Source organism: Segatella copri (genome assembly GCF_019249795.2).
Classification (GTDB): Bacteria; Bacteroidota; Bacteroidia; order Bacteroidales; family Bacteroidaceae; genus Prevotella; species Prevotella copri_B.
The window spans coordinates 1,682,198-1,695,162 of the sequence record NZ_CP156891.1; the positions used below are offsets into that span (position 1 = coordinate 1,682,198).

General features: G+C 43.1%; 10 protein-coding genes. 7 read left to right on the forward strand and 3 right to left on the reverse strand.

Features of this window, described 5'->3' with window-relative positions:
• Positions 1 to 5: 5 nt before the first annotated feature.
• The 7 genes from KUA48_RS07345 (at position 6) to KUA48_RS07375 (ending at position 8,010) form a co-directional block, all read left to right on the forward strand.
• Positions 6 to 545 carry a chromate transporter gene (locus KUA48_RS07345; protein WP_118200147.1) on the forward strand — a complete coding sequence of 180 codons (540 nt, stop codon included), beginning with the start codon at positions 6 to 8 and terminating at the stop codon, positions 543 to 545.
• Positions 546 to 634: 89 nt separating this feature from the next.
• Positions 635 to 1,207 (forward strand): chromate transporter, encoded by a 573-nt coding sequence (locus KUA48_RS07350; protein WP_153080024.1) that lies wholly within the window; start codon positions 635 to 637, stop codon positions 1,205 to 1,207.
• Between the two features lie 202 nt (positions 1,208 to 1,409).
• Positions 1,410 to 3,851 carry an alpha-L-arabinofuranosidase C-terminal domain-containing protein gene (locus KUA48_RS07355; RefSeq protein ID WP_218432214.1) on the forward strand — a complete coding sequence of 814 codons (2,442 nt, stop codon included), beginning with the start codon at positions 1,410 to 1,412 and terminating at the stop codon, positions 3,849 to 3,851.
• 199 nt (positions 3,852 to 4,050) lie between these two features.
• Positions 4,051 to 5,697: a tetratricopeptide repeat protein gene (locus KUA48_RS07360; protein WP_334671772.1), complete on the forward strand. Its 1,647-nt coding sequence runs from the start codon at positions 4,051 to 4,053 to the stop codon at positions 5,695 to 5,697.
• A gap of 145 nt (positions 5,698 to 5,842) precedes the next feature.
• Positions 5,843 to 6,208: a hypothetical protein gene (locus KUA48_RS07365; RefSeq protein ID WP_118255893.1), complete on the forward strand. Its 366-nt coding sequence runs from the start codon at positions 5,843 to 5,845 to the stop codon at positions 6,206 to 6,208.
• 28 nt (positions 6,209 to 6,236) lie between these two features.
• Positions 6,237 to 7,163, forward strand: a complete 927-nt coding sequence (locus KUA48_RS07370) for a hypothetical protein (protein ID WP_153088669.1) — start codon at positions 6,237 to 6,239, stop codon at positions 7,161 to 7,163.
• Between the two features lie 313 nt (positions 7,164 to 7,476).
• Positions 7,477 to 8,010, forward strand: coding sequence for a DUF481 domain-containing protein (locus KUA48_RS07375; RefSeq protein WP_218432218.1), 534 nt, complete (start codon positions 7,477 to 7,479; stop codon positions 8,008 to 8,010).
• A gap of 187 nt (positions 8,011 to 8,197) precedes the next feature.
• Here KUA48_RS07375 and KUA48_RS07380 read toward each other — a convergent pair whose 3' ends face one another.
• The 3 genes from KUA48_RS07380 to KUA48_RS07390 all read right to left on the reverse strand — a co-directional run bounded on the left by KUA48_RS07380 (position 8,198) and on the right by KUA48_RS07390 (position 12,934).
• Positions 8,198 to 9,502 carry an NCS2 family permease gene (locus KUA48_RS07380; RefSeq protein WP_218432219.1) on the reverse strand — a complete coding sequence of 435 codons (1,305 nt, stop codon included), beginning with the start codon at positions 9,500 to 9,502 and terminating at the stop codon, positions 8,198 to 8,200.
• A gap of 637 nt (positions 9,503 to 10,139) precedes the next feature.
• Positions 10,140 to 11,165, reverse strand: coding sequence for a family 43 glycosylhydrolase (locus KUA48_RS07385; RefSeq protein WP_218432220.1), 1,026 nt, complete (start codon positions 11,163 to 11,165; stop codon positions 10,140 to 10,142).
• Between the two features lie 110 nt (positions 11,166 to 11,275).
• The gene (locus KUA48_RS07390) at positions 11,276 to 12,934 is read right to left on the reverse strand and encodes an arabinan endo-1,5-alpha-L-arabinosidase (protein WP_153079996.1); all 1,659 of its coding nucleotides are present in this window, start codon (positions 12,932 to 12,934) and stop codon (positions 11,276 to 11,278) included.
• Positions 12,935 to 12,965: the final 31 nt, after the last annotated feature.

Genomic DNA, 12,965 nt, shown 5'->3' on the forward strand with positions numbered 1-12,965 from the left:
CTATAATGAAGTATATTTCATTATTTAAGACATTTATGAAGATTGGCATAGTCACCTTTGGTGGTGGCTATGCCATGATTCCTATTATAGAATCCGAAGTCGTCGACAAGCATCATTGGATGACGAAGGAGGAATTCTTGGATGCCATTGCTACTACCCAGGTTTGTCCGGGCGCCTTGGCCATCAACATGAGTTCCCTGCTCGGATATAAGTTGGCAAAGACACCGGGAGCCATCGTCTGCACCCTCGGCGCTTCGTTGCCATCGTTCCTTATTATCTTAGCGATAGCCATGTTTTTCCATCAGTTTGAAGACAACAAGGTTGTTGCTGCCATGTTTGCAGGCATCCGTCCTGCCGTCGTAGCATTGATAGCCGTACCTACATTCTCGCTTGCCAAGAGTGCCGGTATTTCGCTTGTCAACTGCTGGATTCCTATTCTATCCGCCCTTCTGATCTGGCTTTTGGGCGTCAACCCAATCTGGGTGATTATCGCAGCTGCCGTAGGTGGCTACATCTATGGACAGTTTATCCAGCCAACGGAATAAGATTAGTTAAAAGTTTATAGTTAATAGTTTATAGGGGCTACGCCTTATTGTAGGAATGCCCTATTAACTTTACACATTATTATATATATATGATATTTCTTCAGCTTTTCATCGTATTCATTCAGATAGGCATCTTCGGATTCGGAGGAGGCTATTCCATGATATCCCTGATTCAGGGACAGGTTGTTACGCAGTATCATTGGATGACGATGCAAGAGTTTACCGATGTGGTTGCCATCTCTCAGATGACACCGGGACCTATCGGTATCAACACCGCCACCTACTGTGGCTATACAGCTGTCCATAATGCCGGCATGAGTGGCATGATGGCTGTACTCGGAAGTGCCATGGCAACCTTTGCGCTGGTACTCCCATCCTTGGTTTTGATGATTCTTATCAGCAAGATACTGTACAAGTATATGAACACCTCAGCCGTCCAGAGCATCTTCATCGGTCTTCGCCCAGCCATTGTCGGTCTGGTAGGAGCCGCAGCCCTGCTCCTGATGAATGGCGAGAACTTCTCTACGCCAGCCAATCCCTGGCATTTCTACATCTCCATCGCCCTCTTCTTTGCCACCTTTATCGGCGTGAAGGTGATGAAGATCAATCCTATCCGCATGATACTCTACTCGGCTTTTGCCGGACTGGTATTACTATATTAAAACCGATTTTATTTACCAACAATAAACAAAAGGTGGATTTTCATCAGAAAATCCACCTTTTACACTATAATTCGCTTTTTGTCCACCTCTTCTTTGTGTTTTTTGTGTACTTTTGCAACTGTGTATTAATAGCGGCATGAATTTAGGCTTAGCTTGGTTTCATGCCAACCAACAAGTAAACAAACAAACCTAAGAATAAGAAATGAATAAGAAAAGACAGATTTTACTTTCAGCAGTATTGGCCTCTGCTTTGGCATCCAACGCACAGGTTTCCATCAATGTAGATGCCTCTAACCCAGGTATCAAGGTATCTCCTAACCTCTATGGTATCTTCTTCGAGGATATCAACCATGCTGCAGATGGCGGTCTCTATGCCGAACTCATCAGCAACCGTTCTTTCGAAGACGATGACAAGAATATTCCTACCTGGAAAACTGCCGCTCAAGAAGGTGCAAAAATCAATGCACAACTCATCAATAAGGGTTTGCTCAACAATGCACAGGGCAAGGCACTCCAGCTTACCATCGCTGCCAAGCCTGCAGCTACAGCCTCTCTCATCAATGAGGGTTTCTGGGGAATCAACGCCGTGCAGGGCAGAACCTATAAACTCTCTTTCTGGGCTAAGGGTAGCTACAAGGGCGGATTGAAGGCTCGCCTCACCAACGCCAAGGGCGATAAGGTTTACGCAGAAACCACCCTCAATGCCAAGGTTGGCAAGAAGTGGACCAAATATACGGCTGAGTTGACTGCCAACGGAAACGATGCCAAGGCTCAGTTTGAACTCGTAGCCGACGGAAAGGGTACCATCGTTCTCGATGTGGTAAGCCTCTTCCCTCCTACTTTCAAGAATCGCGAGAATGGCTTGCGCCCTGACCTGGCTCAGCTTCTCTATAACATCCATCCTAAGTTCGTCCGCTTCCCTGGCGGTTGCTACGTAGAGGGACAGGAATCTCCTGAGAATGCTTTCCATTGGGAGAAGACTATCGGTCCTATCGAGGAACGTCCGGGCCATAAGAACGTAAACTGGCGCTACCGTACCAGCGACGGTATGGGATTCGATGAGTATCTGCAGCTTGCCGAGGATCTGAACGCCAAACCTCTCTATGTTGTAAACGTAGGTTTGTGGCACGGCGGTATGACTCCTGTAGACAGCATCCAGCCTTGGATTGATGAGTGCATGAATGCCCTGGAGTATGCCAACGGTCCTGTTACCTCTAAATATGGTGCGCTCCGTGCTAAGAACGGTCATCCGGAACCATACAATATCGAGTATCTGGAGATTGGTAATGAGAACAACCAGCCGGATCCTGCGGCTCAGAGCGACCATTACTACGAGCGCTTCAAGAAGTTCAAGGATGCGGTTCTGGCAAAATATCCTAAGATGCACCTCATCGGTAACGTGGTGGCTTGGGGCGATGACAATCCTAAGTGGGAAAGCAACGAGAGCGTAGAACTCCTCGACGAGCACTACTACAGAAATCCTGCCTGGTTTGCCGAGAACTTCAACAAGTATGATAACTACGACCGTAAGGGCAGCGAGATTTATGTAGGTGAATATGCCGTAACCCAGGGCTTCGGCAATATGGGTTCGCTCGATGCTGCACTCGGTGAGGCTGTCTATATGATGGGCATCGAGAACAACTCTGACATCGTGACCATGGCATCCTACGCTCCTATCTTCGCCAACCTCAACAACCGTATGTGGGCACCGGATATGATTCAGTATACATCAGACAAGGTATTCGGAACTCCATCTTACTACGTTCAGAACGTGATGGCAAACAACATCGGTACCCGTGTACTGAAGGTGAACCAGGAGAATCCATACAAATATGAGCAGACTCAGGTGAAGCCAGCTATCTGCCGTGTAGGTATGGGAACATGGGGCACTCAGGTTTCTTTCGAGGACAAGGGCTACAGCGATGAGAACGGAAAGGCGCTGCCGATGACCTTGCAGGAGTTGCCTACCGATATCCGTGGACAGTGGAAGACTGAGGGTAGCCTCATCAAGCAGACCAGCAACGAAGAGAGCTGCATCCGTCTGAACCCAGGCGAGATTACCAGCAACGGCTATATATATAAGGTACGCGCGAAGAAGGATGCCGGAAACGAAGGTTTCCTCATCATCTTTAACTACGTGGATAAGAACAACTACTGCTGGTTGAACCTCGGTGGCTGGAACAATACCCAGCACGGTGTGGAGTCTATCGTGAATGGTGCCAAGAGTCAGATAGCTACTACCCCAGGCAGCATCGAAACCGGCAAGTGGTATGGCATCGAGCTGAAAGTAGTAGGCGACAGCATCTTCGCCAAGTTGGATGGCAAGGAAATATTCTCTACCAAGTTGAAGGCAAACACCCTTCCTGGCATCTTCTCTACAGCCACACTTGATGAACAGACGGGCGAGGTAATCCTGAAGATTGCCAACACCAGCACCGAGCACACCACAGCGAAGATTAATCTTCAAGGCAAGGAAATCAAGAATGGCAAGCTCATCCGCCTTTCTGCCAAGAATGGTCTGGAGGAGAACACCATCGACAATCCTACCAATATCTATCCTGTAGAAAACTACGTAACTACAGAGAAGAACGGTGCTACGGTAGAGATTCCAGCCAGCTCGCTGAATATCATCAGATTGAAATAACAGACTACATCCAGGGCAGAATGCCCTGGAATCCATATATAGGTAATAACATTTTGAATAGTTGATAAGAAAGTTAGTTAGAAAAGAGAAGGCGGCAACCTGCGTGATGCAGTTTGCCGCCTCGTTTTTTATGATTGTCTATCACCTTAAAACTTATTTTACTATCAACTTATAAGTTTTGCGCACAAAAATTTGGTAATTGAAAATAAAAGTTGTATTTTTGCACGATATTAAACAAAAACAACAGATGAAAAGAAAGCAATTCGTCATATCAACAATTATCATATTACTTCTTGCTCTTTTTGCTGGATGTAAACAGAGTTTTTCTCCTGCACTCAAGAAAGCAGACCAAGTGCTTTCAGCAGATACAGAGAAAGGAAGCAAAATGCTTGACAGTATCTGCCAGGCAGAGCCGAACATGTCCACTGCCAATCAAAGGTATTGCCAGCTTTTGAAATTAAAGGCAAGCGACAAGGCATATCGTCCCATTACGAATCAGAAACTTGTCATCGACTCATTAGTTTCATATTTTGAGCATGCAGGTGAAGACAACCTGCTTGCCGAAGCATACTTCTATGCAGGAAGAGTATACTACGAAATTGGCGACAAACCCGAAGCACTCAAGTTTTATCAGAAAGCGAACGAGAAGGTTGCCAAGGACAACTATGCCCTGCAAGGAGACATCTATTGCCAAATGGCAAACGTGTATCGCTATACAGACTTAAATAAAGAAGCATTAGCGGCACTGCGCCTTGCCTATCAGGCAGACTCGCTCAGCGGAAATATCAGAAATATGCTTTATGACATAAGAGATATGGGAGAAGTATATTTAGGACAAAATAATATTTTAAAAGCACAGAAAAATTTCTCATTAGGAGTAGAAAAGGCAAAAAAAAATAAAGACACCTTACTTCTTCTACTTTTCCATCATGGTCTTGCAGTGGCTTACAATAGAAAAGATGAGACAACTAAAGCATTGTCTCACATAAACTATTGCATCAACAATATTAATATACTTAATGACAAAAACGGAGTTTATGTTACTGCTCTTGACATATATACAAAAAATAACAACAAGAAACTTGCAAATATATATCGAAACGCTATTTTAGATTTCGGTAATATCACATCCAAACGCTACGCTTTAGAGAATTTACTAAAAGAAATAACATCCAAAGATGCTATTACCAATAAGTACTTCAAGAAATTTACACTCTACAATGACTCTGTTCAAAAACTCAAAAACTGCGAAGCTACTAAAAAAGCAGAGCAATTGTACCAATACAATCTAAAAGAAAGAGAAAATACGAAACTCAAAGCAAAGAATCATTTCAAAAATATTTCAATTATAATAGCATTTTTTTTCTTGATTATCATATTCTTTAGCTTTCAAATGAAAATTAAGAATATGAAGCAAGAGCAAGAATTGCTTAAACTTAAAATTGATAAATTGAAACAATTAGAAAAACTTGCAGAATTAAAAACACAAGCTAAACTCAACTCAGAGCAAAACTCTATAGGCACTTCCAAAATACAAAATACAATTAACAAAGAAATAAAGGAAGGTACTTATAAACTATCAGAGGAAGGTTGGAGGAATCTCAAAATATTAATAAACTCTACGTATCCGGAATTTGATAAAAATCTAGAGGCATTCCTCTGTACAAATCCTGTAGAATACAAAATCTGTTTAATGATAAAATTAGGTGTTACCCCTTCAAATATTGCAAAATTTGTTAATGTAACAAAAGAAGCAATAACAGCATCTAGAAGAAGAATGTATATAAAGGTTTTTAAGAAAAAAGGAACACCTTCAGATTGGGATAAAGTAATCCTCTCCTTATAGTCACCTGTAAATCAAGCATATCCATTAATATACACGTTTGTGTACATCAATGGATATGCTATTGTACACTCTCTGTACACTCTTTTTTTTTGCACTTCATCTGTTTTTCTATATCTTTGCAACCGAATAAAAAATTTATTAGATTATGAAACATTTATTATTTACCGCATTGCTAATTGTTGCAACAACAAAAGCTTATGCAGAAAGGGAGTTTATTCCTTTACAAGTACACTCGTCAGACCCGACTGATAGTTATGGTCAAATTCGTCATGCTCCACCTAGAGTTAGCACACCTATTGTAGAGATTGTCGAGAACGTTATTTACATTCGTTCTCGACAAACGGGTGTAGACTTAACTATTGCCTTAGAAGATATTGACGGAAATAACATATATAATGTATGTACTACCACAAATGACAATTTGTCTATTTGGATATCACAAGATATACTAAATAAAGCTCACATCATCACAATAAACATAGATGGAAAAGAGTATTTTGGAGAGATTTAATAATATTATTAATAATAAAATAACAATTATGAGAAAGATTTTATGCATTTTAGTAGCCTTTGTGCCTTTCGTGTTCAGTTCATGCTCTAATGACATGACTAGTGTTGCAACCTCTACAACAGCTAACAATTCTTTTACACAGCTTTGTACTTCTATTGACAGTTTAAACAACACCTACAATGTAGGACCTCAAACTAGAAGTCTCAATAAATGGGGTGGTAAAGTATTCTCAGCTGTAGTTGATGGCATAACAGGATATATTACCGGACCTGCTGGTCCTATTGTAGGCACTTTATGCTCATGGGCCTTTGATGCCCATTGGGAAAGCTGTTCAAAAGCTATGGCAACAAGAAGTAGCATGAAGATACCCTTAAAAGATTCGCTACTTCTTACAACAGAATCACCTACATATGTAAATGCAAATAATACTACACTTAAAACAGATTCCATCGGATATTATCACAACAAGATTTTAGATAAAATCAGCATGTCAAGCTCCAAATATATAAGGGAAGATAATGAAATTGATTATGATAATTTATTCAAGGACTGTATCAATTATGCTAAGAATTATGGCATAAACACTTCTGAAGCAACACAAAATTATGCAAAATATTTAGCTCTATCAAAAGACATAATTAATGCATTTTCAAAATGTGTACAAGAGAAGAACGATATAGAAAGTGCCTATGATGAGGTTAACAAATCATACATAAAACGATTCGAAAATAACAACAGAATAAAAGATGCTGAAATAATCCAAAAGAAGATAGTTACAAAATTATCAACTCTAGACAAAAAAGAGGATATAAAAAAATACGCAGATCAAGTATTCCAACTCTATGATGAAGCAAATATTGAGCCTCAACAAAAACAAGATTTCAAAACGATTACAAATGTAACAGTTAATAGTAAATTATATTGGGACAATGCAAAACTACAAGAATTTGAGTAAATGTTTAATGGTCATTCTTGGCTTGACCATAGCATTTTTTATTGGAAACTTGATGATCGATGCCATATTCAATGATAGTATTGAATGGAAGACATCGCTATTCAAAGCTATTATAGCTGTATGTATTATTTATATCCTCAAATACTTTGAAAAAGTGTTTCAAAGGAAATAAGAACGTGCAAAATATCATAAAAGATACGGAGAATGGCTACACCCGTAGCCATTTTCGTACTTTTGCTTACGTTTTCGTTCTTTAGACCATTACAACAAATGGGCTATCGGACCATATATTAACATTACAAGATAGATCATTATGAAGAAAAGTTTAATTCTAATCATGGGTGCCGCAACTTTGGCGATGCCTATGCACGCCCAAGAGGAAAGTAATGCCTCACATTACTCCATCTTAGACCATCTGACATTTGATCTCGATGCTAGCGTGGGAATGGAGAACAAAGGTATGACACCTACTACTTTGAACTTCGCCCTTGGCTACCAACTTACTCCACGCTTCTACGCCTTCGCCAAAACTGAAGGTAGCATCAACCTCTACAAGAAAGATGATGTGAAGACTTATTTCAAGAGCCAAGCTTTAGGTGGTGGACTGGGCTTCAAACTCTTCAACCCTAAGACTACCGCACAAGGGGTAGATCTTCGTCTCTCCATAACCAATACTATCGGAAATGCCGACTGGAAATACACCTCCTATAATGCTGATCTCATCCTCTATCCGAACTGCAAGAAGAGTAGAAGTGTTCCCTATATCGGACTAGGTTTCAGACACATTAATTCTCACACCTCAGGATTATCCAATTGGAATGGCATCACTGGAACCATCGGTTTCTGATTCTAGAGATTACATCTTCAATATGATGATAAGAGCCAACAATATAATGCAAGATATTTATCAATATGCCAAGAAAATTGATACAAATAAATCATTTCTATCTGGAAGTGGTTAACAAAATAAACCAATATAAAGGCGATAACCTGCGTGATGCAGATTGCCGCCTCGTTTTTTATCTGTCGTTTAATTAACCGAAAACATAATTGAAGAGCAGGAAGATGCTCAGGATATACAGCGTAGGATTCAGATCCTTGAACTTGCCCACCATCATCTTGATCAATACATAGCTCAGAATACCAAGGCAGATGCCATCGGCAATACTGTAGCAGAGTACCATCGTAATCATCGTGATAAAGGCAGGGAATGACTCGGAGATATCCTCCAACTCAATTTTCTTGAACGAATCGATCATCAATACACCCACCATTACCAGGGCACCACTGGTGGCTGCGCTCGGAATCAGCAGGAAGATTGGAGCCAGGAAGATACTCAGGATAAACATCAAGCCAACAAAGAAAGATGTCAGACCCGACTTACCACCCTCGGCAACGCCCGAAGCACTCTCCACATAAGTGGTGATGGTAGAGCTACCCAGCAATGCACCGGCTGTAGTACCGATGGCATCACTCATCATCGCCTCCTTCACACCCGGAATCTCGCCCTTCTCATTTTCCTTGACACCGAGTTTGGAAACCAATCCCAGAACCGTTCCGATGGTATCGAAGATATTGACAAGCAACAGGGAGAATACCACCATGAACATCTTAGGAGTAAAGAAGCCGGTGAAATCGAACTGGCAGAAGATAGGAGCGATGCTGTGAGGGGTAGATACCGGCATCCAGTTGTCAGAGAACTGGGTTACGCCCATCGGAATACCTATCAATGTAGAGATGATGATGGCGATAAACAAAGAGCCCTTCACTCTTCTCGCCATCAGACAGCCGCAGAGCAGGATGCTGATGAGACCCAGGATGCTGACTGGTGTAAACTTGCCGAGCTGCACGAAAGTATCCGCATTGGCAGTAATGATGCCCGCATTCTTCAAACCGATAAAAGCGATAAACATACCGATACCAGCCGAAATGGCGAATCGGAGATTCTTCGGAATACACTCCAATATCTTATCGCGGATATTGAGAAAGGTGATGGCAAGGAAGATGATACCCTCTACGAGCAACACCGCCAAAGCTTGCTGCCAGGTCAAGCCCATAGCCTGACAAAGGGTGAAGGCGAAGAAGGCATTCAGTCCCATACTAGGAGCCTGGGCGAAAGGCAACTTTGCCATGAAAGCCAGCAGGAAGGTGGCGATGGCTGAAGCGATGGCTGTGGCAGTAAAGAGAGCTCCCTTGTCCATACCTGTGGTAGCAAGGATGGTAGGGTTTACTGCCAGGATGTAACACATGGTCAGGAAGGTAGTCATACCAGCAACCAACTCAGTCTTGACCGTAGTAGTCTTTGAGTCGAAACCCAATAAAGCTTTTAATTTGTTCATTTCTTATATTTATATTTATCTCTATTTTCTCTTTCCCCCTTTCCACAACCCAATCCCGTTGTTTTTTCGGGGCGAACAAAGGTAAGAAAAAATAATGAGGAAAGCCTTATTTTACATGTTTTTAACTCATCAGAACAGCTTATTTTACATGTTTCGGGGTATTCAGAACAGCTTATTTTACAAGTTTCAGTATCTTTCAGTCTCTTCTACGCTAAAATACTATGGCATAGAGTGTATCGAAGGCAGGATAACGCATGATAGTAAGTTTCATTTGCCAAAAGCCCGATAGTGGTGCAAAAAGTGCCTAAAAAAGCAACTTTTGGCACCACTATCGGGACTTTTTCCGCATTTTCGTTTTCTCATCTTGAATTGTTTTAAAAAAATAAGTCATAGTTTTCTCCCCCACAACTCATAGTTTCTTTCATCATAACTCATAGGTTTCTTCCCAGCATCTCATAGGTTTCGGCATCATATCCCAAGGTTTTCAAGCCCAAAAGGACTAAAAAAACAAACGGACAAATTGAATTTGTCCGGACAAATTGCCCGCATCCTCACAAGATTCTTATTTTCAAGAACTTACAAGCCACCGGACAAAGAGCCGGACAAATTCAATTTGTCCGTGTTTTAAAAATCGAGGCTATTCCAGCGTCAGCCACCCATCTTCCGTCCAGTTGACTTTCTTCTGAACCAGGATGCTGGCGCCATTCTTTGGCATGCTGTAACCATGACAGAAGAAGAAATCGCCATCAGGGAAAGAGTAGGCAGAGCAATGACCCATCGCCTCATATTCTTTCTTATCGCCTTCCAGAATCAGCGTACCACCGCCATTGCGCATGTCTCTGCCTGCCTTATCCAGATAAGGACCGGCAACCTTCTTGCTTCTGCCCACGGCAACACGATAGTTGCTCTTGATGCCACGGCAGCAGTAATCCCAGCTCACGAAGAGATAGTAATAACCACCATGTTTCATGATGAAAGGAGCCTCGATGGCATTGGTACCGGCAAACTTAGAAGTAGGATTCGGTTCTGCTGATGCATCGCCTACGGCATGACGGCGGGCGATGGTCTGAGGCTTGGCGCCCTTCTTGACATGCATCGACTTCTTATCCAACTTGATCATCTGGATGCCATCCCAGAAAGAGCCCCAGGTAAGCCAAGGGTTTCCCTTCTCATCAACAATGAAATTCGGATCGATGGCATTCCAGTTGTCTCTATCGCCCTTAGAGGCGACGAGGCAGCCCTCATCCTTCCATCCATCCTTATCAGATAAGGAAGTATTGCTCAGCAAGCCGATGGCAGAAGTATTCTTGCCAAAGGTGGAACAGGAATAAGCCAGATACCACTTGTTCTTGAAGCGGATAACATCCGGAGCCCAGATATGCGTGGTAAAACCTGGCACACTATCATGCGCCCATGCCGGAATCTCGCTGTTCTTGAGCACGCCCTGAGGAACGATGGTCCAATGCTTGCGGTCGGTGGAAGTCATCTGCGTGATGCCATGACCTGTGCAGTAGAGATAGTACTTGCCATTCTCATACGCCATCACGGGGTCGTGGACAAAAGGAGTATCTACAACCAAAGGCTGTTGTGCACGAGACTCAGCTGGCGCTAGCATCATGGCTATCGCCACAATGCCAAAATATTTCATTGCAGTTTGTTTCATCTGTATATCTTCTCTATTTTTTTAACAAAAAAGGGGAGTCATAGCTTCACTGCTTAACTCCCCCAAAGATTCTACTTAGATTCTTTTATACCTTAAAAACTAACTAACATTTATTTTTTCTTGCCCCAGAAGCTCTTGCTACCACTGACGCCAGAGTATACGATAGTCAACTTGCGAGGACTAGCCTCCCAGTCAACCTCACGCTGTACCTTGAGCTTGGTAGTACCGATGGTGAGTGTATTAGAAGAAGTATCAAAGTTCCATACCTTCACATTAGGCCAAGCCGTACCACCCGTCATTGAGCCGTCGGCATTGAGTGTAAATTCGGTGCTGACGCGCTGTTTGCCATACTCATAAGCGAGGTCGATACCTTCCCAAGTGCCAGCCAGTTCGCTAGCCTTGATAGCCACTTGTGGCACAGCGCCATAACGCTCAGGCATGACAACAGGCCATCCGTTCTCATTCCACTTGATACTGCGCACGCCACCCATCATCAGGGCGTTGCTATAAGCATTTCCACCTACATTCTGTGGGAAACGCTGCTGGGATACATAATACCAGTTGCCCGCGCCATCGTCGAAGACGGCACAGTGGCTGATGCCTACCCAACCATATCCCTGGCTGAACTTATAAGGATGAGTCAAGACGGTAGGATTGTCACCTGCGCCATTGGCTGCATTAGTCACTCTGTTGTTCATCGTCTCGTAAGGACCGTCCACATTCTTGGAACGAAGCACACGGGTGTTGTAAGGAACATCCAAGCCATCGTAAGCCAAGAAGAGATAATAATATCCATCATGGTATACAACCTCAGGAGCCTCAGCTCCCTGCCAACGACTACCGTTGGTACGAGTGAAGATAAGCTTTCCGTAAGGAGCAATCTCATCTGCTGTACCGTATGACTTAGGAAGTTCTTTCAAGGTCTTGCCTGTCTCTGGGTTCAACTGCACGGCAGCGATACCGCTGTGCCAAGAGCCATAGATAAGCCAGTGCTCGCCATTAGGTGTGATGATGAACGAAGGGTCGATGGCATTGAACTTGAAGTAGCCGTCCCAGTCGCTGTTCGATTTGCGAGTCCAGTTCTTACCCTTATCAGAAGAAGAGCAAATCACGAAACCCTTGTCTGTCCACTTGTTGCTGGCTGGGTCCGTAGTCTCTGCCATACCGATGAAGGCACGCTCCGTCCAAGAGCCATCATAGGTAATGCCACCTGTCTTGATGTAGTTGTCCACCACGATGGCATAGTACATACGATAAAGATTATCCTTCACTTTTCTTACGCAAGGAGCCCAATAGCCATATTTTGGGTTGGCGATAGGAGCCAAACCTTGCTCAGCACGAATCTCGTTCAACTTAGCCTTCACCCAAGCAGGAGCCACCTTCATCGTACCACCGAGATATTCCCAGTTTACGAGGTCTTTGCTTCGACGAGCATGGAAGTGTCCATGACCATCGTGGGCATTGCCATAGCTGGCATCAGTCTGATACATATAATAATAGCCGTCGGCTGCCTTCATCACCGATGGGTCGTGCACATTGGCAAGATTCCACTGGCTACGCTTACTCCAGTCGGCTATGGATACATAGTTATCAACATAGGTTGGGCACTTGTAGTTTGCTAAGTCGGCATCCGTTGGATCACTAGGTGTTGGAGTAGGCGTAGGAGTTGGTGTAGGCTTTGGATCGTCAATTGGGTCATCGCCTCCACTGCTACAGCCTACCGCCAAAGTACAAGCGAGCAATAGTACTAAAGTATGAAGTTTCTTCATTGTTTCCTTACGTTTAGTTAGTTTTTATATC

Coding starts and splice junctions, on each gene's coding strand:
- KUA48_RS07345 (WP_118200147.1), top strand. CDS start 6: ATGAAGTATATTTCATTATTTAAGACATTTATGAAGATTGGCATAGTC.
- KUA48_RS07350 (WP_153080024.1), top strand. CDS start 635: ATGATATTTCTTCAGCTTTTCATCGTATTCATTCAGATAGGCATCTTC.
- KUA48_RS07355 (WP_218432214.1), top strand. CDS start 1,410: ATGAATAAGAAAAGACAGATTTTACTTTCAGCAGTATTGGCCTCTGCT.
- KUA48_RS07365 (WP_118255893.1), top strand. CDS start 5,843: ATGAAACATTTATTATTTACCGCATTGCTAATTGTTGCAACAACAAAA.
- KUA48_RS07370 (WP_153088669.1), top strand. CDS start 6,237: ATGAGAAAGATTTTATGCATTTTAGTAGCCTTTGTGCCTTTCGTGTTC.
- KUA48_RS07375 (WP_218432218.1), top strand. CDS start 7,477: ATGAAGAAAAGTTTAATTCTAATCATGGGTGCCGCAACTTTGGCGATG.
- KUA48_RS07380 (WP_218432219.1), bottom strand. CDS start 9,502: ATGAACAAATTAAAAGCTTTATTGGGTTTCGACTCAAAGACTACTACG.
- KUA48_RS07385 (WP_218432220.1), bottom strand. CDS start 11,165: ATGAAACAAACTGCAATGAAATATTTTGGCATTGTGGCGATAGCCATG.
- KUA48_RS07390 (WP_153079996.1), bottom strand. CDS start 12,934: ATGAAGAAACTTCATACTTTAGTACTATTGCTCGCTTGTACTTTGGCG.